This window comes from Yimella sp. RIT 621 (assembly GCF_004146205.1).
Taxonomy (GTDB): Bacteria; Actinomycetota; Actinomycetes; order Actinomycetales; family Dermatophilaceae; genus Yimella; species Yimella lutea.
In genome coordinates this window covers 57133-80949 of record NZ_SEIP01000015.1, presented here as the reverse complement: position 1 = coordinate 80949, position 23817 = coordinate 57133, and the positions used below count along the sequence as shown (strand labels likewise).

Genomic DNA, 23817 nt, shown 5'->3' with positions numbered 1-23817 from the left:
AGCGGGCGGCGAGGATGTCGGCGAGGTCGGCCGGTATCGGCATCGGCTGCGTCAGGGGCACGCGGGCGCGTCCGGTGTTGCCCTCGGGGTAGCGGCCCAGCGCGGAGCCGGGCGCGGCGACCAGGAGGCGGATCACCTGGCCGGCGGCTTCGCGGCGGTCGTGCTCACGCCATGCGAGCCCGAGCATGACGGCGTGCGCGCGGGTGTGCGGCCACGCCCACGGCTGGGACAGGATGTGGGCCCGCTCGAGCGCGGCCCAGCGCTGCTCGCCGGTCATGGCGGCGCGCGCGGCGGCCAGCTCGGTCTCGAACGCGGCGCGGACGGTGTCCGGCATGCGACGGCTCATCGGGAGCCCTCCTTCTGCGGGTCATCTGACGTGGTCGGGGCGGTCGGGGTGCAGCAGGCGTCGCCGGCGCAGCTTCCGGCCTCACCCTCGTCGTCGGCGGTGGTGGGGCCAGTGGCGGTCAGCGCGGCAGGGGCGCAGCAGTCCTCGCCGTTCCAGTTCTCCCAGCCCTCGCGGGTGGCGATGGCGGCGATGACCAAGGCGGCGACCGGGTCGGCCCAGGACCAGCCGAGGGTGGCGTTCAGGACCAGGCCGACGAGCAGGACCGCGGACAGGTAGGTGCACAGCAGCGTCTGGGTGCCGTCGCCCTCGACGGCGGCCGAGCCGAGCTCGCGGCCGGTGCGGCGCTGCCACCGGCTCAGCAAGGGCATGACGGCCAGGGACGCCACGGCCAGGGCGATGCCGACCGGGCTGTCCTCGGGTTGTGCGTCGGTGAGCAGGGCGTGGCCGGCCTCGATGGTGAGGTAGGCGGCGAGGGCGAAGAAGGACAGCGCGATGAGCCGCTGCGCGGCCCGTTCTCTGGACTCGGGCAGGGCGTGGCGGAACTGCCAGAGGATGACCAGGCCGGAGGAGACCTCGACCAGGGAGTCCAGCCCGAACCCGACGAGGGCGGAGGACCCGGCGAGGTCGCCGGCGGTGATGGCGATGGCGCCCTCGACGAGGTTGTACGCCACCGATGCGGCGGCGAGCAGCTGCGCGCGCCGCATGAGGGTGGCACGCCGCTGCGGGCTGGCCAGGGTGGTCCAGGTGCTCACCAGGTCATCTCCTTGCACTGGGTGTGGGTGGTGGGCTCGACCTGCAAGGTGGCGTGCTCGACGCCGAACTCGGTTCGCAGCAGCTGCCCGGCCTGGTCGAGGACAGCGTGGGCGTCGGTGTCGGTGTTGGTCATCAGGTGTGCGGTGGCACTCTCGTCCTGGGTGCACCGGCTGGCCGCGCTCTACGACATGGAGGTCGAGGAACTGCTCCGGCACGACCTCGCCCCGCCCGGAACCGACCCCGTCCGCACGCGCGGCGATCTGGACTGGGACCCGCCGACCTCAGTGCTGCTGGCGCTGTCAGAACGCACCGGCGTTGCTCTCGGCGACGTGCGCCGGATGACCATCGCCGGGCAGGTGCCCTGGCTGCTGGATACCCTCGGCCCAGAGCCGGAGCCCGGGGCGGCGTTCGACACCTACGTCCATCAGGACTCGCTGCTCCTGACTGCCAAGGAACGACGCCACCGCCCGGTACCCGGCTGGCGCGCCTGGTTGCCGGCCTCCGGCCCCTTGCGTCGCGCCTGCCGCCACTGCATGACGACGGCGCCGGCCTTCACTGTGGTCTCTCAGCTGCCGTTGACGCTCAGCTGCCCCGAGCACGGCTGCACACTCACGCCGACCATCGGTGCCGCCGGCACGTTCCTCGGCTGGGGACCCGCGGACATGACGGCCTCCGCGCCCTCGGAAGCCGCCCTTGCCATGGATCGGCGCACGCACCAGGGCCTGCGCATGGGCACGCTCACTCTGCTGCGCCGACCGGTCCACGTCGGGGTCTGGTTCCGTCTGCTGCGCACGCTCATCGACGAGCTGTCCACCCCGTACTCGAAGCTGCGCATCCGGTCCCGGCGCACCATGGACCACATCTGGCAGAGGGCCGGCCACCCCGTCCGTGCCGGTTTCGTCGGTCACTGGCGCTGCTACGAGGCACTTCCTTGGCCAAAACAGCAGACGTTCCTCGACGCCGCCGCCACCGCCCTGGACCTAATCGAAACCGGCGACATCCTCGGCCACGGCACCCTCGCCCAGCTCCTGACCCCCGAGCCTCATCGGCCCGTTCCTGACGGCACCCCACCGGCCCCCGCACGGCGGGACTACTGGAAAGAAGCCAGAGACGCGATGGACGAGGCCATCTCCCTCGCCCGACACGACCCCGCCGCCGGCCGGCAGCTGCTGACCGGACTCACCTCCATGACCCGCAGCGAGACAAGCTTCCAGCGCACCCGCGAGGACCTGATCACCGCCGGCATCCCCGACGGCCACCTTCCACCGACACTGGCCGAGACGCATCCACCAAAGACTCGGACCGGCTCGGACGCGACTGTCACTTATTCAGCAGCGGACCACCTTCGCGTAACGTAGATTAGGTGACTAGTTACGTGACGCATTGACCCTCAGCGAGCTGGCGGCACCGGTGCTGTCACGTAAACGGTCGTATAAGTGATAGATGGGAGGCACCTCGTGCTGGTCGGCTACATGCGCGTCTCGAAGGCCGACGGATCGCAGACCACGAACCTGCAGCGGGATGCGCTCCTAGCTGAGGGCGTCGACCCGGAGGCTCTGTACGAGGACAGGGCCTCGGGCAAGAAGGAGGACCGTCCCGAGCTTGCGGCGTGCCTGAAGTCCCTACGTCACGGGGACACCCTGGTGGTGTGGAAGTTGGACCGGCTCGGCCGCGACCTGCGTCACCTGGTCAACATCGTCCACGACCTCACCCAACGCGGCATCGGCCTGAAGGTCCTCACCGGGCAAGGCGCGGCCCTCGACACCACCACCGCATCCGGCAAGCTCGTCTTCGGCATCTTCGCCGCCCTGGCCGAGTTTGAACGCGAACTCATCTCCGAACGCACGATCGCCGGCCTAGCCGCCGCCCGGGCCCGCGGCCGCAAAGGCGGACGCCCCTACAAGATGACCCCCGCCAAGCTCCGCCTCGCCATGGCCTCCATGGGAAAGCCCGGTACCAACGTCGGTGACCTCTGCAAGGAACTCGGCATCACCCGCCAGACCCTCTACCGCCACGTCTCACCCACCGGCGAACTCCGCGAGGACGGACGCAAGCTCCTGGCCAAGGACCGCAGCAAGGTAGCCAGGTAACCTCTGTTGTCCGGAACCTACGAACGTCAATGAGCGGGGTACGTTCCCGCGACTCTCGCACGCCCGCGGGGGGACTTCCACCGCTCAGCTACTTCGTGTCGGGTCGGTTAGGATTGTGGGCGAGCCGGGAGAAGGCAGCTAGGGTTCCGCCCCAGCCGGCTGGGGGTCTGTGACCGAGCGCTGCAGCTTCCGCCGAACAGGCGGGAGGGCACCTATTGGCACAAAATGCCCGAGGGGGATGGCTCAGCGCCAGCATGCGCGCTGACTGTCCCTTGACCTCGGAGGTTGTTGTGCTCGTTGACCAGTTCGATGTTTTTCTGCTTGATCTTGACGGCGTGGTTTACGTCGGAGACACCTTGCTTTCCGGCGTGACCGAAGCCTTGGCCAGCCTGCGGAGTCGGGGCCGGGTGGTCCGGTTCGTGACCAACGATCCCCGCCCGTCCCGCAAAGACGTGGTCCACCGTCTGGGCCGCCTGGGCGTGAGGGCCACCGTCGAGGAGATCGTATCTTCCGGGTGGGCTACGGCGTGCTGGCTGCGCCAGCAGGGCATTACCCGCGCCTATGTGGTGGGCAGTGATGGCCTCCGCGGCGAACTCGCGGCCCAAGGCGTGGAATCCGTGGAGGGGTCTGGGGCCGAGGCGGTGGTGGTCGGTTGCGACGAGACGGTGACCTACCGGGACCTCGCCCAGGCCACCGCCCTCCTGCGTACCGGCGTGCCGTTCGTGGCCACGAACGTGGACGCCACGTTCCCCACAGCGAGCGGCCCGTGGCCGGCCACCGGCGCGGTCGTCGCAGCGATCCAGACCGCCAGTGGGCGCCGACCGGTCGTGGTCGGCAAGCCGGGACCGGAGATGTTCCGCCTGGCCCAGCGCGGGCTCCCTGCTACGACGAGAGTGGTGGTCGTGGGGGACACCCCGGCTACGGACGTCGTCGGGGCGCATTGCGCGGGCCTGCCGGCGATCCTCGTCGCTCCCGCGACGCCGAGCAGCGGCCGTCGGCAGTGTGATCCCACCGTTGCGGAGGCCACGGTCACGGGCCTGGCCGGGCTGTTTGATCCGGCCCTTGACATCGGCCCGATGCGCCCGTCGCCGTACCCGTGGCCGGACGAGGTGCGGGCGGGTGTGGCCGCGGTGGTCTTCGACGAGGCCGGGCGCGTGCTACTGGGGCGCAGGCTGGACAACGGGCTGTGGGGACTGCCTTCGGGACACGTCGAGGTGGGCGAGACTGCCGCCCAGGCGGCGGTGCGGGAGGTCGCCGAAGAGACCGGCTTGCAGGTGCAAGTGCAGCGGCTGGTGGGGGTGTACTCGGACCCCGCCTCGCAGGTTTTCGCCTATCCCGACGGGAGAGTGACCCAGTTCGTCACCACCACCTTCGCCTGCCTCCCGCGCGGCGGTCAGATGCACCCTGATGGTGTGGAGACCTCACAGGCGGGTTTCTTCTCCCCGGATGAGCTTCCGGCACCGTTGCTCCCCATGCACCCGCGGTGGCTCACCGACGCCCTCTCAGGCGACACAGGACTCATCGACTGATAGGACGCATCCCCTTCGGGGCGCATGGTGTCAAAAGCGCTGGCGCTTCTCGTGCGGAGCACCGGCCTGAGCGCGCCGTTTACCTTGATCAACCCCGGGTCCGGTCTCCCACCGTCCGAGCAACACCACCGGACGGTAGGAGTCTCCAGGGCGGCGACCAGCTCTCGAAAGATCATGATGAGCGCGCGCCCAAGGGCGCACCGACCAATGACCTCAGATGGGCCAGGTCTCCTGCCGGTGGGCGGCGTCCCAGAACATCCACTCGTACTGGGTGGCGCGGTGGAACGCGGTGTGCATGCGCGCCAGTGTGCCGGGGCTGGCCTGGTCGGCGAGGTGGTCCACGATGTCCCGGGCGGTGTCGGTGGCGGCGGTGAAGTCTGGATCGCCGTAGGTGGCGATCCAGTCCCCGTACGGGTGCGTGCTCAGGTCACCGACGGCGGCCTTCAAACGGGTGCCGACGTCGTCGTAGACCCAGAAGCACGGCAGGATGCCGGCCGCGAGGACCGGGTAGTTTCCCGCTGTCGCGAGGCTCAGCAGGTAGGAGGTGTAGGCAACCGTGGTCGGTGAGGGCTCGGCGGCGGTGAGGTCGGTGACGTGGGTGGCGTGCAGCTGCCGCTCGACCTCGACCACCTCCCGCGCGGCCTGCGCCCAGAATGCTATTTCCTCCGACGCCTGGGCCTGAGCGGCGGCCGCGGCCAGGACCCGGCCGTAGTCGGCCAGGTAGAGCGCGTCCTGGGCGAGGTAGTGCCGGAACGTCTCTTCCGCCAGGGTCGCGTCGCTCAGCTGGTGCAACAAGGGCAGCGCGTCGATCGCCTCGCGGACCCTGGCCGTGCGATGCCACGCCACGGTGCTGAACACGCCAGTGTCGTCGTGGTCGCGAATCGTCTCGGGCATGGAGGTGTGTGGGCTGGTCATCGGTCGCTGTCCTTCCAGTCGTTCTCGTCTTTCCAGATGTCGTGGCAGTGGTGCACGGGGCCGGGTCCGTGGCCGATGTGGAGCGCGTCGGCGGCCCGCAGGGTGCCGGTGAGCCAAGTCTTGGCCTGGCGGGTGGCCTCTAGCAGGGACCCGGTGCGCGGGGCGAGTGCGGCGATCGCGGAGGACAGGGCGCACCCGGTGCCGTGGGTGTTGACCGTGGCTACCCGCGGGCCGGTCAGCAGCTGCTCGCCCGCGTCGTCGAGCCACAGGTCGGTGGCGTGTGCGTCGCCGCCGAGGTGGCCCCCCTTGACCAGCACCCGCGCGGCGCCCAGCTCCCGGAGCGCGATGGCCTGGGCGCGCATGGTGTCGAGGTCTTCGGCGGGGTCGGCGTCGAGCAGCACGGCGGCCTCGGGGACGTTCGGCGTGATGAGGGAGACGTACGGCAGGAGTTGGCGCATCGGCTCGACGGCGTCCTCGGCCAGCAGCCGGGAACCGGCGGTGGACACCATGACGGGGTCGAGGACCACAACCGGCACCGCGTCGGAGCGCTTGTCGAGGAAGGCGAGGACGGTCTCGATGGTGGCCGCGGAGGCGAGCATCCCGATCTTGGCGGCGTCAACCGCCACGTCGTCTACGAGGGTGTCCAGCTGGGCGCGGACGAAGTCCGCGGGGACGACGTGGACACCGGTGACTCCCTGGGTGGACTGGGCGGTCAGTGAGGTGAGCACCGCGGTGCCGTAGGCACCCAGTGCGGAGAAGGTCTTGAGGTCGCCTTGAATACCGGCCCCGCCGGAGGGATCGGAGCCGGCGATCGTCAGCGCGATCGGTGGGCGGGGGTTCACGGTTGCCCGTCCCACGCGGCCCGCAGGCTCGCGGCCGCCACGGCTGGTTCCTCCGCGGCGCACACCGTCGAGACGACCGCCACGCCGGCGGCGCCGCTGTGGCGCAGCATGCCGGTGCGTTTCGTGGTGATGCCGCCGATGGCGACGACCGGCCACGGGCTCGCGGCGGCCACCGCAGCCACCCCGCCCGGGCCGATCGGAGTGCCGTGGTCAGGCTTGGTCGCCGTCGGCCACACCGGTCCAACGCCGAGGTAGTCCAAGACGCCGTCACCGAGCCCGCGTGCTGTGCGAACCTGCTCGATCGTGCTGACCGACAGCCCGACCATGGCGTCCGGCCCGAGCAACTGCCGGGCCTGAGCAGGCGGCATGTCGCGCTGACCGACGTGGACGCCGTCGGCGCCGATGTCCTGAACGAGGTGGACCCGGTCATCGATAATCAGCGGCACCCCGGTCCCCGCCAGCACCTCGCGGACCGCCACGCCGAGGGCGACGAAGTGGGCGTCGGTGGCGCCCGGGTCACGCAACTGCACCACGGTGACTCCGCCCGCGACCGCAGCCTGCACGGTCGCGGGCACCCCCCGTGGGCCGCACAAACCGGTGTCGGTGACCAGGTAGAGGCTGAGGTTCACCGGTCGGCGGGTCACCGGAGCACCACCTTCTCGGTCAGCTCCTGCGGGTTGAGGGTGGCGAGAGAGTCCAGCAGCGCAACGGCGAAGCTCCCCGGCCCGGCGGCACGCTCGGCCGCGACCTCGGCGGCCACGGTGTACGTCGCGGTCGCGGCCGTGGCGGCCAGGAGCGGGTCGTCGGTGGTGGCGGCGAAGGCAGCCATGAGCGCGCCCAGCGCGCACCCACCGCCAGTGACCTGGGTCAACCATCGATGGCCGTTGGCCACCCGCACCAGCCGGGTGCCGTCGGTGAGGTGGTCGACCTCCCCGGAGACCGCGACGATGGTGCCGTGCTCCCGGGCCAGCGCCCGGCCGGCGTCGAGGGCATCCTCGGCGGCGTCGACGCTCTCCGGACCCCGCCCACCGCTGCCCCCACCGGCGAAAGCGAGAATCTCTGAGGGGTTGCCACGGACGAGTGCCGGGGAGGCGTGGGCGAGCAGGTCGACGACAACCCGGCTGCGCCAGGCGAGCCCACCCACCCCGACCGGGTCGAGCACCCACGGGGTGCCGGCCGCCGCGGCGGCACTGACCGCGCCGTGCATCGCAGCCACCGTCGCCTCTTGGGGCGTGCCGAGGTTGACCAGGACCCCGTCGGCGACGGCGGCGAACGGCCCGGCTTCCTCCGGGTTGTCCACCATCGACGGACTGGCGCCGACCGCGAGCAGGACGTTCGCTGTCCACTGAGCGACGACGACGTTGGTCAGGCACTGCACCAGCGGGGCATGCCCGCGCATCGCAGCCAAGGCCTCGCCCACAGCGGCAGCATCGAGTGGGACAGTAGGGACGGAAGAAGGTGCCGACATCGGCGACGTTCCCTTCGCTAGTACGAACTAGATCAGGTTCAACGGGTGTGATCTCAGCCGTACCAGCACGGCACCCCGCGTCATTCACCAGCTTAACATCCGCACCGTTCCCAGCACCGTGCCCTCGCTTCAGCGATCGCAAAAGGGTCGCGCCTCGGACCGTCCGGGCGTGCTGTCACCAGTGCCCGGCTGCGCTACGGCGTTCCTTGGCCGCCGCAGCCCTCACCATGGCGCCTCACCAGACAACGGCTGCGCAACCTTAAAATGTGCAGTCGACTTCGGACACTCGTGCAGTGGACTTCGAAAACTGACATCTGGGGTACACCCCAGTAGGACACATCGGTCATCTCTGCTGGCCGCGCCACAGTGCGTCCGAATGTGTGACTTCGTCTGCTGAATGGCGGGGTTCTTCGGTCGCTTCGTGGCGGGGTCAGGTGACACCGATGACCAGGGTGCTCTGTGCGGCTTCGATGACGTCGTTGGTGATGGTGTCGAGTTCGTTGATCTTCAGGACCCGCTGGATCTGGGGGAAGAGGCGTTCGAGGAGCCGGAAGTTGCCGCGGGTGATCCGTGCGATGGCTGCGATGGCTTGGGCGTCGGTGAAGTCGTCGGGGTCGAGGGTCTTGCCGAGGGATCGCCAGTGTCGCTCGAGGACGAACAGCAGTTCGTCTTGTCCCAGGGGCCGGTACTGGTGGGCGAAGCCGACTCGGCTGTAGAACTGGGGGTAGTGGCTGAACTGCTTCTCCAGGCCGGGCATGCCGATCAGGATCAGGGCGATGTCGTCGCGGTCGTAGCGATCGCGCAGCAGTTCCAGAGCGGCGGGACGCAGTCGTTCGGCCTCGTCGACGATGATCAGCTCCACGTAGTTCCTGCCGTGTCGCCATCCCCAGGCCTCGGGAGTGGCCGTGCCGGGAGGTACGAGGTGCTGCTCGATGCACATGTTGGTGCGGGTGATGGCTTGGGTCAGCTCGTCCTTCAGGGTCCGCGGGGTGGTCAGCACGCTGGGGGTGTAGAGCACGGTGCGGCTCCGGTTCAAGGCGGCGTAGATCTTGGCGTCGTTGTCGGAGCGCGGCCCCCAGTAGGTCAGCAGGTCATGAGCCTTCTCGTAGTGTGCGTAGCGGCGCGCGGAGAGTGTCTTTCCTACGCCGGCTGATCCGAAGCACAAACCGATGGTGTGCCCGCGGCGCACGGCGTCGGCGAACTCGGTGAAGCGGCGGTGCTCCTTGGTGACGATGAAGCGCTGGCTCACCTGAGGTCCTCCTTGTAGATCTTCAACGCCGACCTCGGCGCCGGAGCCGGTGCTTCGGTGATCCGTGGCGTCTCGGTAGGTGCGGCCACGAGGGCGATGCGTTCGTTGATGCCGGCTCGCAGCGCCCGGCGGCGGGCGTTGCGCGCGGCCTGGATCTCCTTGAGGCTGACCTTCTGGTCGTGGTGCTCTTGGTTGACGGCCTTGCAGACGAATTCGTCGTGATCGAAGACGCGGATCTCGGTGATGTCGCGGGGGTCGTAGCGGATCACGACCGAGCGTCCGACGTAGCCGGCCAGAGTTGGCGAGACGTAGCGCAGACCCTGGAAGCGGATGCCATCGCGGCGCACGACGCGGGTCTTGGCGACGGTCAACAGCAGTCTGTCGAGGTCTTCCAGGCTCTCGGGCATTCGGGGCAGCCAGCCATCGGCGATCCACGCGCTGCGCGGGGAGGTTCCGAGCTCGCTGTGCGTGCGGTCGTTGTAGGTGGCCACGAACGCCTCCAGGGCGCTATCGAGGGCGGCCAGGGACAGTTTCGGTGTCGGCCAGGGGTGCCCTTCGGTGATGTGTCCGGGCAGGGTGGCGAGTAGCTCGGTGTTGATGATGCCGAAGAACCGCTCGATCTTGCCCCGTCCCTGGGGTCGGGCGACGGTGGAGTGGATCAGTCGGATGTGGAGGTCGACGGCGGTGTGGGCGAGCTGGTCACTGGTGAAGTCGCTGCCGTGGTCGACGTAGAGCACGTCGGGCAGGCCGCACATCGGCCAGGCCGGGTCGGTCTTGTGCCAGATCGCTTGGCGCAGCGCCAGGGCGGTGCTCATCGCCGACGGTGCGCCCAGGAAGACTGTGTAGCCGCAGACCGCCCGGGAGCAGTCGTCGAGGATCGTTGTCAGCCATGGCCGTGCGGGCTTGCCGTCGGTGCCCACCACCAGGATGTCGAGCATGGTGTGATCGGATTGCCACATCGCGTTGGGCAGCTCTGCTTGCCGGCGTAGCACCAGCTCGTGCTTGTCGCGGTAGGACGCTGCGCCCTCCAGGGCGAGGGTGACCATGCCGGGATCCAGGGTCCGCACGATGTCCCAGACCACCGAGTAGGAGGGGACCGGCCATCTCCGGGCGGCGCAGATGCCGGTGACTTTGCGGTGGATGGTGGCGATGGCCGGCCGCGGCTTGCTCAGTGCCAGGCCCTCGATCAGGTGGACGAGGTCGGGCGGAAGGCGGCGGGAGCCGGTGTCCGCTCGCGAGGCTGTCTCCAGTCCGGCGTAGCCGTCGGCGCGGTAGCGGGCGTGCCAGCGCTCCAGGGTCCGCAGCCCAACATCGGTCTCGCGAGCTAAGCGCGCGAGGGGCACCTGGTCCTCGACGTGGAGCCTGAGGATTCGCCACCGCGCTCGAGCGTCCACGACGCACCTACTGCAAGGCGTTCTCGCGCCCGCGCTCGGCGCGCTGAAGGGCGCGGTAGACCGTGGAGCGGCCCACGCTGAACAGCTCGGCCAGCTCGCCCACGGTGTGCTCGTCGGCGGCATGTAGCTGGACGAGGTGAGCTTCTTGCCGGGGGGTGAGTTTCGGTGACTTCCCGCGCAGCCGGCCCTTGGCCTTGGCGACCTTCATCCCCTCGCGGGTGCGGGCACGGATGAGGTCGGCTTCGAATTCGGCGACCATCGCCAGCACGTTGAACAACAGTTTCCCCATCGGGTCGGTCGGGTCGTACACCGATCCGGCGATGCTCAGCTTCACTTCCCGCGCCGCGAGGTCGTCGGCGATCTGGTGGGCATCACGGACCGAACGCGCCAGCCGATCGAGCTTGGTGACCACGAATGTATCGCCGTCCCGACACGCTGCCAGCGCCTGCCGCAGTCCCTCACGGTCGGCGTTGCGGCCCGTGAGCCCGTGATCGACGTAGATGCGCTTGGGATCGACGCCGAACGCCGCGAGTCCGTCACGCTGCGCGGTCAGGTCCTGCTCGTCGGTGGAGACTCGGGCATAGCCGACCTTCAAGGGGGACATGCTCCCCAGTGTGTCATATAGCCTCCCTTCACCGGACAGTTCACCGGACGGGTCTTACGGGACAGCCCGCCAGGCGTGCCGTCGTTCCTCTCGATAAGTAGCGGTGGTGTCCGGTGAGGGTTCCCCTTACGGGCATGCGATCTGGGCTGACGCCTGTGACCGAGTGTTCAGTGCGCGCTGTATAGTTCAGTCCATGCTGACTATTGCTTCGCGTCTCGACGTGATGAACCGCCTGGGTCGTGCACTGGCCGACCCCACTCGATCCCGGATCATCTTGACCCTGCTCGACCATCCCGCTTACCCGGCGGAACTGGCCCGAGATCTGGACCTGACACGCCCGAACGTGTCCAACCACCTGGCATGCCTGCGCGATTGCGGGATCGTCGTCTCCGAGCCCGAGGGTCGTCGGACACGATATGAGATCGCCGATTCGCACCTGGCGCAGGCGCTGACGGCACTGGTCGATGCCACCCTGGCAGTGGACGAAGACGCCCCGTGCATCGATCCCGCCTGCTCGCTTCCCGGATGCGACGCAGCTGGGGAGGGCGCATGATCCTCACCTCGGTCTTGCAGGCGATGGGCCTGTTCGCAGCGACCAACATCGACGACATCATCGTGCTCTCCCTCTTCTTCGCGCGAGGGGCAGGCCAGCGCGGCACTACCGCCCGCATTCTGGCCGGCCAGTACCTCGGATTCGCCGGCATCCTCGGTGCCGCGGTCCTGGTGACTATCGGTGCCGGAGCATTCCTGCCCTCGGCAGCCATCCCGTACTTCGGTCTCATCCCTCTGGGCCTCGGCCTCTGGGCCGCATGGCAGGCCTGGCGCGGAGACGATGACGACGATGACGACGAGGTCAAGGTTGCCGGCAAGAAGGTCGGCGTGTGGACAGTCGCAGGCGTCACCCTTGCCAACGGCGGCGACAACATCGGCGTCTACACCCCTGTCTTCCTCAGCGTGGAACCTCTCGCAGTAGTCGCCTACTGCATCATCTTCCTCGCGCTCGTCGCGGTCCTGGTGGCCCTGGCAAAGTTCGTCGCCACCCGCCCCCCGATCGCCGAAGTGCTCGAACGCTGGGAGCACATCCTCTTCCCCATCGTTCTCATCGGCCTCGGCATCGTGATCCTCGTCAGCGGCGGAGCCTTCGGACTCTGACGTAGCGGCAGCGATCCAAACGGCCCCGACCGGGCGCACCCCTCTCGGTTCAGACCGCGACACCTACCTGCAGCCAGTCCTGCGTGATCGCGGCAACAAGACCGCCACGGAGCGCTGCAAAAACCCCGCCACCAAGCGAACGAAGCCACATCCTAGCCTCGGTGCACATCCCGCTCACCGCTCAATCCTGTCCGGTGGGCCCCACAAGGAAGGGATCCTTTCCGATGAGTCACCGCATCACCCGTGTCGCCGCTGCGACCGTCGCCGTCTTCGGCGTCGCAGGGGCGTCCTTCGCATCGGCCGCGCCGAGCTTCGAGGAGTTCGCGGCGAGCACCTACCAGGACACGGACAAGCAGTACATCGTCAACGGTGACGAACCGCTCTCGAACAAGGGCAAACTCAAGGACTACTACACCGAGATGACCACTCCGCCCGAGAAGGACGGTCTGATCATCAACCGCACCTACACCGGCGACGACAAGTGGACCGCGACCCAGGCGAGGAGCCCGACTTACTGCGTCTCGACGAAGTTCGGCAGCGAGCACGCCGATGTCGCGGCCGCGATGCAGTCGGGGGCGGGCCAGTGGGAGTCGGCGTCGTCCGGCATCGACTTCATCCACGACTCCAGCCAGGACGCCAATTGTTCGACCAGTAACAACAATGTGGTGTTCTCGGTCGAGCCGGCCGCCTCCAACTCCTCCTACATCGCCCGTGCGTTCTTCCCGAGCTCCAGCAAGTCCGAGCGGAACGTCCTGGTGAACACAGGTCAGTTGTTCAGCGCAGCCTCCTGGACACCGTCGAACATCATGGCGCACGAACTGGGCCACACGCTCGGCTTCCGTCACGAGCACACCCGTCCCGAGGCCGGCACCTGCTTCGAGGACAACAATTGGTCGCCGCTGACGCCGTACGACGCTTCGTCCATCATGCATTACCCGCAGTGCAACGGCGCCTCGAGCGATCTGTCGATGAGCCCGGACGACGTCACGGGTGTCAAGAAGGTCTACGGCTGATCCGAACCTCGTTTCTCCTTCTGGGTCCGCGGGTGCGGCGCTGCTCGACAGCGCGGCACCCGCGAACCGTTGTCGGGTGGCAACTGTGCTGGAAGATGGAGCCATCTGACCGAGTGACCAGGAGTGGACCATGACTGAGACCGTCGAGATCGAGCGGGTCTTCAATACTGCGCCGCGGCGTCTGTTCCGGGCGTGGACCGACGCGGTCGAACTCGCCACCTGGTGGGGCACGAGCGAACCCGAACCTGACTTCGTCGAGGTCGTGCCCGACGAGCGCGTGACGACCGCGGACGAGGCGCTCGTGGTGACTTTCGAACCGAATCCGGCCGGTTCGAAACTCGTTGTTCAGCAACAGATCTCGAACGATCCCGACGAGATGCGGCGGCTCTGGACGCAGCGTCTGGACCAGCTGGACGAGTTGGTCAGCCCGGGCGCCCGATGACCCTCTTCGCGCAGGTCGCGGACGTCTCGCGCCGGGTCAGCGCCACGCAGTCACGCAACGAGAAGGTTGCGTTGATCGCGCAGGCGCTGCGTGAGGCCCGGCCCGACGAGCGTGCGGTGATCGCCGACTACCTCGCCGGCACGCTGCCGCAGCGCAGGGTCGGGATCGGCGGGCGATCGCTGCGCTCGAACCCTTCGGATGCGGTCGAGGAAGCTACGGTCGACGTCCTCGACCTGGACGCGACGCTCACCCGGATGGAAGATCTGCGTGGCACCGGGTCGAACACCCGGCGCCGGGAGATGCTCGACGAGTTGTGGGGTCGGCTGACCGAACAAGAACGGCGGTTGCTGACCGGACTGCTGCTCGGCGACGCTCGTCAAGGCGCGGGAGACGGAGTCATGCTCAAAGCGATCGCGGCCGCGGCGCAGGTGAAGGAGACCGACGTGCGGCGGGCCGTGATGCTGGCTGGTCGTACCGGCCCAGTGGCGGCCATCGCACTGGACGGCGGGGCGCCTGCTCTCGAGGAGGTGCGCCTCGAGGTCGGGCGCCCGCTGCGTCCGATGCTCGCGGGGTCGAGTCCGGACGTGGAGTCCGTGGTCGAGGAGCCGGGGGAGTGGACGGTCGAGGTGAAACTCGACGGAATTCGCCTGCAAGCACACAAGATCGGTGACGAGGTCCGGTTGTTCACCCGCAGCCTGGACGACATCACCGCCCGACTTCCGGACGTGGTCGAGGTGGTGCGCGCACTACCGGCGAAGGAGGCGGTCCTCGACGGCGAGGCCATCGCCCTGCGTCCCGACGGTCGCCCCGAACCGTTCCAGGTGACCGGCGCTCGCACGGCCAGCAGCGCCGACCCCGACGAACTACGCCGCAACGTCCCGCTCACCGCGTTGTTCTTCGATCTCATGCATCTGGACGGAGACGACCTCGTCGACGAACCGCTGCACGTCCGACGAGAGCGACTCGAACGCCTGGTGCCGCAACAGCACGTCGTGACTGCGGTCCGTCCGACGAATTCCGCTGCGGCGCAGGGGTTCTTCGAGGACTGGGTGGGCCGAGGACACGAAGGGGTGGTCGCCAAACGCCTCGACTCGGTCTATGCCGCCGGACGCCGGGGCAGCGGTTGGGTCAAGGTGAAACCACGTCACACGCTCGACCTCGTCGTGCTCGCTGTCGAGGAAGGCAGCGGTCGACGCAAGGGCTTCCTGTCGAACATCCATCTGGGCGCCCGTGACCCGAACACCGGCGACTTCATCATGCTCGGCAAGACCTTCAAGGGAATGACCGACGAGATGCTCGCCTGGCAGACCGAGCGGTTCACCGACCTCATGACCGACCGCGACGACTGGGTGGTGCGGGTGCGTCCGGAGCAGGTCGTCGAGATCGCGTTCGACGGCCTGCAGAAATCGACCAGGTATCCCGGCGGAGTCGCGCTGCGGTTCGCGCGAGTGCTGCGTTACCGCGACGACAAGACCGCCGAGCAGGCCGACACGATCGACGAGGTACGGCGTTTGGCACAGTGGTAGCAGACCGACGAGACCGGCAAGTAGACGCAGGAGCAGCGATGAACGATCAGCAGCAGACCCGAGCGCGGGACGAGGTCGTGCGTATCTGTCAGGACCTCATCGGCATCGACACCAGCAATTACGGCAACGACAAAGGCCCCGGCGAGCGCAAGGCCGCCGAGTACGTGATGTCGGAGTTCACCGAGGTGGGCCTGGATCCTGAACTCATCGAAAGTGAGCCCGGCCGCGCGAGCGTCGTCGTCCGTATCGAGGGTGAGGACGCCTCGCGCGGTGCGCTGGTCGTCCACGGCCACCTCGACGTCGTGCCCGCGAATGCCGAGGACTGGCAGGTCGATCCGTTCGCCGCCGAGATCAAGGACGACTGCGTGTGGGGACGCGGCGCGGTCGACATGAAGGACATGGACGCGATGATCATCGCGAACGTGCGCGAACTCGTCCGCTCCGGCAGGAAACCGCCGCGCGACCTGATCATCGGCATGTTCGCCGACGAGGAGGCCGGCGGAGCCAAGGGCGCGAACTGGCTGGTCGAGCACCGTCCGGAACTGTTCGAGGGCGCGACCGAAGCAGTGAGCGAGGTGGGCGGCTACAGCGTCACGGTGCCCAAGAAGGCCGGGGGACAGCAGCGCGTCTACCTGTTGCAGACCGCCGAGAAGGGCATCGCCTGGTTGCGTCTGGTGGCTCACGGACGGGCCGGTCACGGATCGGTGCCGAACGACGAGAACGCCGTGGTCCGACTCGCAGAGGCGATCGCACGCATCAACGCTCACTACTGGCCGCGCGAGTACATCGCCAGCGTCTCGCTGCTCCTCGACGGCCTGAGCGAGATCACCGGCATCACCTACTCGCCGGACGACGCGGGCGAGCTGCTCGCGACCATCGGCGGCGCACGGGGGTTCGTCGAAGGCACGCTGCGCGACACCTCCAATTTCACGATGCTCAACAGCGGCTACAAGCACAACGTCATTCCACAATCAGCGTCGGCGAGCCTGGACTGCCGGTTCCTTCCCGGCCACGAGAACGAGTTGATGAGCACAATCGAACGCCTCGCGGGTGAGTTCGTCGAGGTGCAGATCGTGCACAAGGACATCGCGTTGGACGCACCGGTCGAAGGACCGCTGGTCGACAAGATGAAGCGGGCACTCGCCACCCAGGACCCGGACGCGGCCGTGCTGCCGTACTGCCTCTCCGGTGGCACGGACAACAAGTCGCTCGCGAAACTGGGCGTCGTCGGCTACGGGTTCGCCCCGCTGCGGCTGCCGGCCGACCTCGACTTCGCGCCGATGTTCCACGGCATCGACGAGCGAGTTCCGTTGGAATCGCTACGGTTCGGAGCCGACGTGCTCGGTGAGTTCATGCGCGACTGCTGACCGGCGCCGACCGATCGAACTCAGGCGGTGCGGCGCACCCGGATGATCCGGCGCCGCAACCACACCTTGCGCAGACCGCCCAGATAGAGCCGGGTGCGGGCCAATTCCCAATGCCCGTACTCGGCGTGATCGGTCAGCGTCTGGCGCACGACGGAGCGCTCCACGTCTCGCGGGAACGTCAGCACCTGGTACTCATACTCGGTCATCGCTGCCTATTGTGCGTCAGAGCCGATAGCGTTCGGTGCATGAGCGTCGACCCGCGTGCCGCCCTCTCCTGCTTCATCAACGCCGTGGAACGGCATTTCGAACTCGCGTCCAGCGGACGCGGCAACGACGACCCCCATGTCCAGGAGGCCGCCGACTCGCTCGCCGACGCCTTCGAGACCTACGAGGATGCGCTGTACGAGGCGTACGGGCTCAATACCCCCTTCTTCCTGCCCGCCGACGAGGACGACTTCGACGACGACCTCGATGAAGACGAAGACGAAGACGAAGATGATGAGGAAGAGGACGACGATGACGAGGTCGACCTGAGCGAGTTCGATGACGACGATGACGACGACGAGCCGTACCGCGGGTTCGAGGTCGACGACATCGACTACGAGTCGGAGTAGTCAGCAGCTCCTCAGCGCGCGGAGACCTCGTCGAGCGCCTGACGGATCGCCGGGGCGATGTCGAGCCGCTGGGACGCGAGCGCGGTGCGCAACTGGGTCTGCTTACGAGCTCCCACGACGCAACTGCTGAGTCCCGGACGTTCGCGCAACCACGCCAGCGCCACCTCGGTCTGCGAGACGCCGAGCCCGTCAGCCGCCGTCGCGACGGCCTTCATCACAGGCCCGTCCGCCGCACCGAGCATCTGAGCGGCCCAGCGCGGGTGATCGCCCGAGCTCGCCCGGCTCTCGGCCGGGACGCCACCGCGGTACTTGCCGGTGAGCACCCCACCGGCCAACGGTGACCACGCCATCACCCCGATCCCCAGCGCGTCTGCAGCCGGCAGAATCTCGGCCTCGGCCGACCGGTCGAGCAGGCTGTACTGAACCTGGTTGGCCACCAAGGGAATTCGCAGTCGCTGCGCCTCACCGGCGACGATCGCCGACTGCCAACCCGAGTAATTGGAAACCCCGACGTAGCGGGCCTTGCCCGACGTCACCGCGCACTCCAACGCTCCGAGCGTCTCCTGCCAGGGCACCTCGTCCGACCAGCTGTGCACCAGCCAGAGGTCCAGATGCTCGGTGCCGAGTCGGGTGAGGGACGCGTCCAACTGGGTCAGCAGCGCACGACGGGAGGTGTCGACCACCCGCTGCCCGGTACGACGCGAGATACCGGCCTTTCCGACAAGGACGAGGTCCTCGCGGTGCAGGCCCTCGATGAGGGACCCGATGATCGTCTCGCTGCCGCCGTCGGCGTACCCGTACGCGGTGTCGATCGTGGTGCCACCGGCGTCCAGATAGTCCTCGAGCAACAGGCGCGCGTCGTCCTCGTCGACCTGGGTGCCCCAGTTCATCGTGCCGAGAGTGAGCGTGGAGACGGTCAGTCCGCTGCGACCGAGGGAGCGCGAAAGCATGGCCCCAACCTATCGGCGGCCACGCGGGCGACCCCGCTGACGCACCGTGGGGCGAGTACCGTTCCAGACATGCGACTTGCGCTCAATGTGGGCTACTGGGGAACGACCGGCACCGACGACCTCGACGGCATGCTTGCCCTGGCGAAGGCCGCCGACGAGCATCGGTACGACGTCGTCTGGCTGGCGGAGGCGTACGGCTCCGACATCCCGAGCCTGACCGGTTATCTGGCTGCCCACACCGAGCACGTCGGGTATGGCGCCGCGATCATGCAGATTCCGGGTCGCAGTCCGGCGATGACCGCGATGACCGCCGCGACGCTCGACCGGATCACCGGCGGACGCTTTCACCTGGGCCTCGGTGTCTCCGGGCCGCAGGTCAGCGAGGGCTGGCACGGTGTCAGGTTCGCCGATCCGCTGGGTCGCACCCGTGAGTACGTCGAGATCGTCCGGCAGGCACTCGGTCGTCAGAACGTGGAGTTCCACGGCAAGCACTTCCATCTACCGCTGCCGGACGGCCCGGGCAAGTCTCTGCGGCTGCTCTTGCTGCCGGAACGGGAGAATGTGCCGATCTACCTGGCCTCGCTCGGTCCGAAGAACCTCGCGCTCACCGGCGAGATCGCTGACGGCTGGATCGGCATCTTCGTCAGCCCCGAATACCTGCCCGAGCAACTCGAGACGATCGCGGGCGGCCGGGCGAAGTCCGACCTGACCATGGACGGGTTCGACGTCGTCGCCTCCGTCAACGTGAGCATGGCCGACAACGTCGACGCCGCAGCCGATCGCCTGCGCGGCCACGCCGCTCTCTACATCGGTGGCATGGGCTCGAGGGACAAGAACTTCTATCACGCGCTCGCCACCCGGATGGGCTTCGAGAAGCACGCAGACCACGTCCAGGATCTGTTCCTGGCCAAGCAGCACCGCGACGCGGGCGCAGCCGTGCCGCGCGAGTTCATCGAACGCACCGCGATGGTTGCAGACGCAGAAGCGATCCGCGCCCGGCTGCGTGCTTATGCGAAAGCCGGCGTGACGACGCTCGCGGTTTCGCCGTGGATGGACAGCATGCAGGAGCGGATCGAACTGCTCGGACTCATCGCACGATTGATGGACGACGAGGGACTGCGTTCCTCGTGACCACCGTGTTGTTGCTGCGGCACGGGCGGACCGCGGCGAACGCCGCCGGGCTGCTGGCCGGCTGGACCGAGGGTGTCGGTCTCGACGACACCGGCAAGGAGCAGGTGACCGCGCTCGGCCGACGGCTGCGCGATGTTCCGTTGGCCGGCGTGGTGACCAGCCCGTTGCAGCGCTGCCGTGAGACGACGGACGCGATCGTCTCCGGGCGTGAGGTTGAGGTGACGGTCGACGAGGGCGTGGGGGAGTGCCACTACGGCGGTTGGACGAACCGGCCGCTCAAAGAGCTGGCGAAGGAAGACCTTTGGCGCACGGTGCAGGATCACCCGAGCGCGGCCACATTTCCTGCGAGCGAGCAGTACCGGCACGAGTCGATCGCCCAGATGCAGTTGCGAGCGGTTGAGACGATGCGGCACTACGACGCACATTTCGAGCAACAGGTCGGTGCGCACGCGGTGTGGGCGCTGGTGTCCCACGGCGACGTGATCAAGTCGATCCTCGCCGAATGTCTCGGTGAGCACATCGACCAGTTCCAGCGCATCACCGTCGGTCCGGCCTCGCTTAGCGCCGTACGCCTCACCGCTACGCGGCCGTTCGTGCTGCGGATCAACGACACCGGTAGCGATCCCGCCGACCTCGTGCCGAAGCCCGATCAGGCGAAGGACGCCGAGGCAACTGTCGGCGGTGGCTCGACCGCGCAGGGCTGAGGCGCGGCGCTAGGGTCGGTACATGCCGTTGATCGAGTACCTGGACCCCGACAGGTTCGTCGCGGGCACCGTCGGCCCTGCGGGCCAGCGCACCTTCTTCCTGCAGGCCGTCGACGGCCGCCGGATCACCAGCGTGTCGCTGGAGAAGGCGCAGGTCGCGATGCTTGCCGAGCGGATCGATGAACTGCTCGACCAACTGGACGCCACCGCTGACGTCCCGGTCATGGAACCGGACAACGAGCCACTGAGCACCCCGATCGATGATGAATTCCGGGTGGGCACCCTCACGCTTGCCTGGGATCCGGAGACGCTGCGCGTGATCGTGGAGTGCCTCGATTCCACCGTGTCGGTCGAGGTGGATGAATCGGGCGAACCGTCCGTCGCCGTCGACGAACCCGACAGCACCACGCTCCGCGTCGCGGTGCAGCCGCAGATGGCGCGCGAATTCACCCGTCGTGCAACGGCATTGCTTGAGCAGGGCCGTCCGCCGTGCCCGCTCTGCGGCGACCCGCTGGACCCGAACGGCCATGTCTGTCCCCGTGCCAACGGATACAAGCGCTGACGACCAGGTGCTGCGGCTGCTGGCCGACAGCGACCTGGAGATCGAAGGGCGGCTGGTCGATGCGTCCAATGTCGCGCTGCGTGTCTGGGTGGGCGAGGGTGAGAAGCGAACAGCCGCGGTCTACAAGCCGATTCGAGGCGAACGACCCTTGTGGGACTTCCCCGACGGGTCCCTCGCCGGACGCGAGCTGGCGGCCTCGTACGTCTCGGACGCCACCGGCTGGAACTTCGTGCCCAGGACGGTCCTGCGGGACGGGCCGCTCGGGCCGGGCACCGTTCAGCAGTGGGTCGGACCGCTCGAGGGGCGGGAGGACCCCGACTTCGTCCGCATCGACGCGCCGGCTGACGTCCCGGACGGCAACGTCCCGGTGCTCGCCGTCCGGGACGAGGCAGATCGACCGCTGGTCGTCTCGCACAGCGACACCCCGCGCCTGCGTACGCTCGCGGTGTTCGACGCACTGCTGAACAACGCCGACCGCAAGGCGAGTGCGCTGCTGGCGGACGACGCCACGTTCTGGGCCATCGATCACGGCCTGTGCTTCCACGAGGAGGAGAAGCTGCGGACGGTGTTCTGGGGCTTCGCCGGTGAGCCCATCGCCGCGACGGATATCGCTGCGCTGCAACGCTTTTCCGAGGCACTTGACGGCGGGCTTGTGGCGCAGTTGGAGCCCTTGCTCACGCTCTCTGAGATCGAGGCATTGCACGAAAGGCTGCACGGCCTGCTCGCCGACGGCGTGATGCCCGAGGTGCCCGAGGACCGGCATCCGCTGCCGTGGCCACTGTGGTGACCCGTGGTGGCACTGTGGTGAACGGCTCAGCCGACCGTCTCGTGAGCAAGCCCGCCCGACAACTAGGCTCTACGCCGTGAAGTCCTGGTCTCAGCCGTCCTTTCCCCGCCTGGCGAAAGCGGCACCCGCCCTGCGGTTGCGCGACGAACACACCGGTGAACTCGAGGTCGTCCCGACGAACGACCCGGTCGGCGTATACGTCTGCGGGATCACCCCGTACGACACGACGCACCTCGGGCACGCCGCCACCTATGTGACCTTCGACCTCGCGATCCGCGCACTGCGCAACGCCGGCCACGACGTCACCTATGTACAGAACGTCACCGACATCGACGACCCGCTGCTCGAACGGGCAGCGCGCGACGGCATCGACTGGCAGGACCTCGCCCAGCGTGAGATCGACATCTTCCACGCCGACATGGAGGCCCTGCGCAACCTTCCGCCCCAGCACTACGTCGGCGTCGTCGAGACGATGCCTCGCCATGTCGAGGTCATTTCGCGACTGGTCGCGGAAGGCGTGGCGTACGGCCTGCCGGTGGACGCGTCCGAAGCCGGGCAGGACGGCGTCCAGGACTTCTATCTCGACCTGTCGGGCCAGCCCAGCTTCGGTGAAACAAGCGGCTGGAACCGCGAGCAGATGGTGGAAGTGTTCGCCGACCGCGGGGGAGACCCCGACCGCCCGGGCAAGCGCGACGTGCTCGACCCGCTGCTCTGGCGCGGTTGGCGCAAGGGCGAACCCCATTGGGACGGAGTCGAACTCGGCCCCGGACGCCCCGGCTGGCACCTGGAATGCACGACGATCGCGCTGGACCACCTCGGCATGGGATTCACCCTGCAGGGCGGCGGCACCGACCTCGTCTTTCCCCACCACGAGATGTCAGCGGTCCAGGCGGAAGCGCTGACCGGGAAGAGCCCGTTCGCGCACCGTTACGCCCACCAGGCGATGGTGGCCTACGACGGCGAGAAGATGAGCAAGTCGCTGGGCAACCTGGTCAAGGTCTCCCAACTACGCGCGGAGGGCGTCGACCCGATGGCCGTGCGCCTGGTCGTCCTTGACCACCACTACGCCCTCGACTGGGAGTACACCGACGACCAGCTCGAGAGTGCGAAGGAGCGCCTGGCGACTTGGCGCGACGTCGCGTCCCGAGCCGGCGATGACGATGCGGACCAACTCGCCGACGCGATCACCGCTGCACTCGCCGACGATCTCGACGCACCCGCCGCGTTGCAGGCCATGGACGCGTGGGCGGCCGATCACGTCCGGGCCGACGCCGGCCCTTCACCGCGCGTCACCGACGCGATCGACGCCGCCCTCGGCATCGCCCTCTGACAACGGGCCACACGCCGACGATGACTCTCGATGCATGAGGGCACTCCGTATACGGAGTGCCCTCATGCATTTTGCGTTCCCTCAGGGGCGAGGGCCGGGGCCGCCCTCGTCGCGACGGCGCAGGTACTTCTCGAACTCGCGAGCGATCGCGTCGCCGCTGGCTTCGGGCAGGTCGGTGGTGGCCTGGGCCCGTTCGAGGGCCTCGATGTACTCGGCGATCTCCTCGTCGGCGGCGGCAAGTTCATCGACGCCGCGCTCCCACGCCGCTGACTCGTCCGGAAGTTCACCGCGGTCGACCACGGTGTCCAGCAGTTCCTCGAGCTTGACCACCATTGCCAATGTCGCCTTCGGGGACGGGGCGGTCGCGGCGTAGTGGGGCACTGCCGCCCAGACCGAAAGACTCGAGATACCAGTGCGATTGGCGGTGTCGGTCAGCACGCCGACGATGCCGACCGGGCCCTCGTACTCACTGGGCTCGACGTCGTAGCGCTGCTGCATGTCCGGATGTTCGGCAGTCACCGACACCGGCATCGGACGACGGTGTGGCACGTCGGCCAGTAGTCCGCCGAGCGTGATGAGCAGGGAGATGTCGGACTCCACGGCGAGCGACAGCAACTCCTGGACGAACTGCATCCATCGGAACGACGGCTCGATGCCGTGCACCAGCAGGACGTCGCGGTCGAGCGGGGTGTCACGGGCCAGGTAGACCCGGGTCGTGGGCCACTCGATCTGCCGTGATTCGGGACCACCGACCACACGTGGCCGGTTCACCTGGAAGTCGTAGTACTCGGCGGGGTCGATCGCCGCGACCAGATCGGCGTCCCATACCTCGATCAGGTGCGCGACGGTGCTCGTTGCCACCTCGCCGGCGTCGTTCCAGCCCTCGAACGCGGCGATCATGATGGGATCGTCGAGCAGTGGGATGTCCTCGATCTCGATCACGTGATTCGTCCCTTCATCCCTGGTTTGCCCGTCCGGGTTCGACGGCTTCGATCCAGCGTACGGAGTGATCGACCACGCCTCGGCGGTGACCGGGCAACGGGATGCAG

28 protein-coding genes and 1 riboswitch are annotated in these 23817 nt (G+C 68.1%); of the genes, 15 read left to right on the top strand and 13 right to left on the bottom strand.

Annotated features, from left to right (window positions below; all coding sequences use genetic code 11):
• From EU513_RS13775 to EU513_RS13765, 3 genes are all read right to left on the bottom strand, one after another.
• Window positions 1-346, bottom strand: a 346-nt coding sequence (locus tag EU513_RS13775) for a DUF3703 domain-containing protein (RefSeq protein ID WP_239701839.1), incomplete at its 3' end; no start/stop codon positions are given.
• Complete coding sequence (locus tag EU513_RS13770; protein ID WP_239701840.1) at window positions 343-1098, bottom strand: cation diffusion facilitator family transporter; 756 nt, start codon at window positions 1096-1098, stop codon at window positions 343-345. The genes EU513_RS13770 and EU513_RS13775, both read right to left, overlap by 4 nt.
• Window positions 1095-1232: a hypothetical protein gene (locus tag EU513_RS13765; protein WP_239701841.1), complete on the bottom strand. Its 138-nt coding sequence runs from the start codon at window positions 1230-1232 to the stop codon at window positions 1095-1097. Before EU513_RS13765 ends, EU513_RS13770 begins: the two co-directional genes overlap by 4 nt.
• Window positions 1233-1242: 10 nt before the next feature.
• Between EU513_RS13765 and EU513_RS13760 the strand changes: the two genes are divergently transcribed.
• The 3 genes from EU513_RS13760 (at window position 1243) to EU513_RS13750 (ending at window position 4718) form a co-directional block, all read left to right on the top strand.
• Window positions 1243-2457, top strand: coding sequence for a TniQ family protein (locus EU513_RS13760; RefSeq protein WP_240796064.1), 1215 nt, complete (start codon window positions 1243-1245; stop codon window positions 2455-2457).
• A 99-nt stretch (window positions 2458-2556) separates the two neighbouring features.
• On the top strand, window positions 2557-3189 hold the full coding sequence (locus EU513_RS13755; RefSeq protein ID WP_017824194.1) for a recombinase family protein: 633 nt from the start codon (window positions 2557-2559) through the stop codon (window positions 3187-3189).
• A 290-nt stretch (window positions 3190-3479) separates the two neighbouring features.
• Window positions 3480-4718, top strand: coding sequence for an HAD-IIA family hydrolase (locus EU513_RS13750; RefSeq protein ID WP_006590959.1), 1239 nt, complete (start codon window positions 3480-3482; stop codon window positions 4716-4718).
• 213 nt (window positions 4719-4931) lie between these two features.
• On the opposite strand, the gene EU513_RS13745 is transcribed toward EU513_RS13750, so the two are convergent.
• The 7 genes from EU513_RS13745 to EU513_RS13715 all read right to left on the bottom strand — a co-directional run bounded on the left by EU513_RS13745 (window position 4932) and on the right by EU513_RS13715 (window position 11190).
• Window positions 4932-5633: a TenA family protein gene (locus tag EU513_RS13745; protein ID WP_129626876.1), complete on the bottom strand. Its 702-nt coding sequence runs from the start codon at window positions 5631-5633 to the stop codon at window positions 4932-4934.
• Complete coding sequence (thiD, locus tag EU513_RS13740; protein ID WP_006590957.1) at window positions 5630-6475, bottom strand: bifunctional hydroxymethylpyrimidine kinase/phosphomethylpyrimidine kinase; 846 nt, start codon at window positions 6473-6475, stop codon at window positions 5630-5632. The genes EU513_RS13745 and thiD overlap by 4 nt, the downstream gene beginning before the upstream one ends.
• Window positions 6472-7119, bottom strand: coding sequence for a thiamine phosphate synthase (thiE, locus tag EU513_RS13735; RefSeq protein WP_006590956.1), 648 nt, complete (start codon window positions 7117-7119; stop codon window positions 6472-6474). Before thiE ends, thiD begins: the two co-directional genes overlap by 4 nt.
• Window positions 7116-7943 (bottom strand): hydroxyethylthiazole kinase, encoded by an 828-nt coding sequence (thiM, locus tag EU513_RS13730; protein WP_072626064.1) that lies wholly within the window; start codon window positions 7941-7943, stop codon window positions 7116-7118. The genes thiE and thiM overlap by 4 nt, the downstream gene beginning before the upstream one ends.
• Window positions 7935-8031, bottom strand: a riboswitch (TPP riboswitch). Its footprint overlaps the gene before it by 9 nt.
• A gap of 342 nt (window positions 8032-8373) precedes the next feature.
• Complete coding sequence (locus tag EU513_RS13725; RefSeq protein WP_037161208.1) at window positions 8374-9192, bottom strand: AAA family ATPase; 819 nt, start codon at window positions 9190-9192, stop codon at window positions 8374-8376.
• A complete protein-coding gene (locus EU513_RS13720) occupies window positions 9189-10586 on the bottom strand; it encodes a Mu transposase C-terminal domain-containing protein (protein ID WP_129626874.1) in 1398 nt (465 codons plus the stop codon). Before EU513_RS13720 ends, EU513_RS13725 begins: the two co-directional genes overlap by 4 nt.
• A 7-nt stretch (window positions 10587-10593) precedes the next feature.
• The gene (locus EU513_RS13715; protein WP_010534181.1) at window positions 10594-11190 is read right to left on the bottom strand and encodes a recombinase family protein; all 597 of its coding nucleotides are present in this window, start codon (window positions 11188-11190) and stop codon (window positions 10594-10596) included.
• 193 nt (window positions 11191-11383) lie between these two features.
• Here EU513_RS13715 and EU513_RS13710 point away from each other — a divergent pair, with 193 nt between their 5' ends.
• The 6 genes from EU513_RS13710 to EU513_RS13685 all read left to right on the top strand — a co-directional run bounded on the left by EU513_RS13710 (window position 11384) and on the right by EU513_RS13685 (window position 16690).
• Window positions 11384-11743 carry a helix-turn-helix transcriptional regulator gene (locus EU513_RS13710; RefSeq protein WP_006590980.1) on the top strand — a complete coding sequence of 120 codons (360 nt, stop codon included), beginning with the start codon at window positions 11384-11386 and terminating at the stop codon, window positions 11741-11743.
• Window positions 11740-12342, top strand: a complete 603-nt coding sequence (locus tag EU513_RS13705) for a cadmium resistance transporter (RefSeq protein ID WP_048695616.1) — start codon at window positions 11740-11742, stop codon at window positions 12340-12342. Before EU513_RS13710 ends, EU513_RS13705 begins: the two co-directional genes overlap by 4 nt.
• Window positions 12343-12566: 224 nt before the next feature.
• Window positions 12567-13355, top strand: a complete 789-nt coding sequence (locus tag EU513_RS13700; protein WP_129626872.1) for a M57 family metalloprotease — start codon at window positions 12567-12569, stop codon at window positions 13353-13355.
• Between the two features lie 130 nt (window positions 13356-13485).
• On the top strand, window positions 13486-13797 hold the full coding sequence (locus EU513_RS13695) for an SRPBCC domain-containing protein (protein WP_129626870.1): 312 nt from the start codon (window positions 13486-13488) through the stop codon (window positions 13795-13797).
• Window positions 13794-15323 carry an ATP-dependent DNA ligase gene (locus tag EU513_RS13690; protein WP_129626868.1) on the top strand — a complete coding sequence of 510 codons (1530 nt, stop codon included), beginning with the start codon at window positions 13794-13796 and terminating at the stop codon, window positions 15321-15323. Before EU513_RS13695 ends, EU513_RS13690 begins: the two co-directional genes overlap by 4 nt.
• Before the next feature lie 38 nt (window positions 15324-15361).
• The gene (locus tag EU513_RS13685; protein WP_129626866.1) at window positions 15362-16690 is read left to right on the top strand and encodes a M20/M25/M40 family metallo-hydrolase; all 1329 of its coding nucleotides are present in this window, start codon (window positions 15362-15364) and stop codon (window positions 16688-16690) included.
• 20 nt (window positions 16691-16710) lie between these two features.
• On the opposite strand, the gene EU513_RS13680 is transcribed toward EU513_RS13685, so the two are convergent.
• Window positions 16711-16896 carry a DUF5703 family protein gene (locus tag EU513_RS13680; protein ID WP_129626864.1) on the bottom strand — a complete coding sequence of 62 codons (186 nt, stop codon included), beginning with the start codon at window positions 16894-16896 and terminating at the stop codon, window positions 16711-16713.
• Window positions 16897-16935: 39 nt separating this feature from the next.
• Between EU513_RS13680 and EU513_RS13675 the strand changes: the two genes are divergently transcribed.
• Window positions 16936-17304 carry a hypothetical protein gene (locus tag EU513_RS13675; protein ID WP_129626862.1) on the top strand — a complete coding sequence of 123 codons (369 nt, stop codon included), beginning with the start codon at window positions 16936-16938 and terminating at the stop codon, window positions 17302-17304.
• An 11-nt stretch (window positions 17305-17315) separates the two neighbouring features.
• Here EU513_RS13675 and EU513_RS13670 read toward each other — a convergent pair whose 3' ends face one another.
• Window positions 17316-18254, bottom strand: coding sequence for an aldo/keto reductase (locus EU513_RS13670; RefSeq protein ID WP_129626860.1), 939 nt, complete (start codon window positions 18252-18254; stop codon window positions 17316-17318).
• A 69-nt stretch (window positions 18255-18323) separates the two neighbouring features.
• On the opposite strand from EU513_RS13670, the gene EU513_RS13665 reads away from it, so the two are divergent.
• The 5 genes from EU513_RS13665 to mshC all read left to right on the top strand — a co-directional run bounded on the left by EU513_RS13665 (window position 18324) and on the right by mshC (window position 22768).
• Window positions 18324-19385 (top strand): LLM class F420-dependent oxidoreductase, encoded by a 1062-nt coding sequence (locus EU513_RS13665; RefSeq protein ID WP_129626858.1) that lies wholly within the window; start codon window positions 18324-18326, stop codon window positions 19383-19385.
• Window positions 19382-20089, top strand: coding sequence for an MSMEG_4193 family putative phosphomutase (locus tag EU513_RS13660; protein ID WP_129626856.1), 708 nt, complete (start codon window positions 19382-19384; stop codon window positions 20087-20089). Before EU513_RS13665 ends, EU513_RS13660 begins: the two co-directional genes overlap by 4 nt.
• A gap of 22 nt (window positions 20090-20111) precedes the next feature.
• Window positions 20112-20651, top strand: a complete 540-nt coding sequence (locus EU513_RS13655; RefSeq protein ID WP_129626855.1) for a DUF3090 domain-containing protein — start codon at window positions 20112-20114, stop codon at window positions 20649-20651.
• A complete protein-coding gene (locus EU513_RS13650) occupies window positions 20629-21438 on the top strand; it encodes an SCO1664 family protein (RefSeq protein ID WP_168990284.1) in 810 nt (269 codons plus the stop codon). The genes EU513_RS13655 and EU513_RS13650 overlap by 23 nt, the downstream gene beginning before the upstream one ends.
• A gap of 76 nt (window positions 21439-21514) precedes the next feature.
• Window positions 21515-22768, top strand: coding sequence for a cysteine--1-D-myo-inosityl 2-amino-2-deoxy-alpha-D-glucopyranoside ligase (gene mshC, locus EU513_RS13645; RefSeq protein ID WP_129626852.1), 1254 nt, complete (start codon window positions 21515-21517; stop codon window positions 22766-22768).
• Between the two features lie 81 nt (window positions 22769-22849).
• Here mshC and EU513_RS13640 read toward each other — a convergent pair whose 3' ends face one another.
• Window positions 22850-23710, bottom strand: a complete 861-nt coding sequence (locus EU513_RS13640) for a PAC2 family protein (protein WP_129626850.1) — start codon at window positions 23708-23710, stop codon at window positions 22850-22852.
• Window positions 23711-23817 lie beyond the last annotated feature (107 nt).

Bases quoted from the DNA above. Each gene is read 5' to 3' on its own strand.
- EU513_RS13765 (WP_239701841.1), bottom strand. From the start codon at position 1,232: ATGACCAACACCGACACCGACGCCCACGCTGTCCTCGACCAGGCCGGG.
- EU513_RS13745 (WP_129626876.1), bottom strand. From the start codon at position 5,633: ATGACCAGCCCACACACCTCCATGCCCGAGACGATTCGCGACCACGAC.
- thiM (WP_072626064.1), bottom strand. From the start codon at position 7,943: ATGTCGGCACCTTCTTCCGTCCCTACTGTCCCACTCGATGCTGCCGCT.
- EU513_RS13715 (WP_010534181.1), bottom strand. From the start codon at position 11,190: ATGTCCCCCTTGAAGGTCGGCTATGCCCGAGTCTCCACCGACGAGCAG.
- EU513_RS13710 (WP_006590980.1), top strand. From the start codon at position 11,384: ATGCTGACTATTGCTTCGCGTCTCGACGTGATGAACCGCCTGGGTCGT.
- EU513_RS13705 (WP_048695616.1), top strand. From the start codon at position 11,740: ATGATCCTCACCTCGGTCTTGCAGGCGATGGGCCTGTTCGCAGCGACC.
- EU513_RS13700 (WP_129626872.1), top strand. From the start codon at position 12,567: ATGAGTCACCGCATCACCCGTGTCGCCGCTGCGACCGTCGCCGTCTTC.
- EU513_RS13695 (WP_129626870.1), top strand. From the start codon at position 13,486: ATGACTGAGACCGTCGAGATCGAGCGGGTCTTCAATACTGCGCCGCGG.
- EU513_RS13690 (WP_129626868.1), top strand. From the start codon at position 13,794: ATGACCCTCTTCGCGCAGGTCGCGGACGTCTCGCGCCGGGTCAGCGCC.
- EU513_RS13685 (WP_129626866.1), top strand. From the start codon at position 15,362: ATGAACGATCAGCAGCAGACCCGAGCGCGGGACGAGGTCGTGCGTATC.
- EU513_RS13680 (WP_129626864.1), bottom strand. From the start codon at position 16,896: ATGACCGAGTATGAGTACCAGGTGCTGACGTTCCCGCGAGACGTGGAG.
- EU513_RS13675 (WP_129626862.1), top strand. From the start codon at position 16,936: ATGAGCGTCGACCCGCGTGCCGCCCTCTCCTGCTTCATCAACGCCGTG.
- EU513_RS13670 (WP_129626860.1), bottom strand. From the start codon at position 18,254: ATGCTTTCGCGCTCCCTCGGTCGCAGCGGACTGACCGTCTCCACGCTC.
- EU513_RS13665 (WP_129626858.1), top strand. From the start codon at position 18,324: ATGCGACTTGCGCTCAATGTGGGCTACTGGGGAACGACCGGCACCGAC.
- EU513_RS13655 (WP_129626855.1), top strand. From the start codon at position 20,112: ATGCCGTTGATCGAGTACCTGGACCCCGACAGGTTCGTCGCGGGCACC.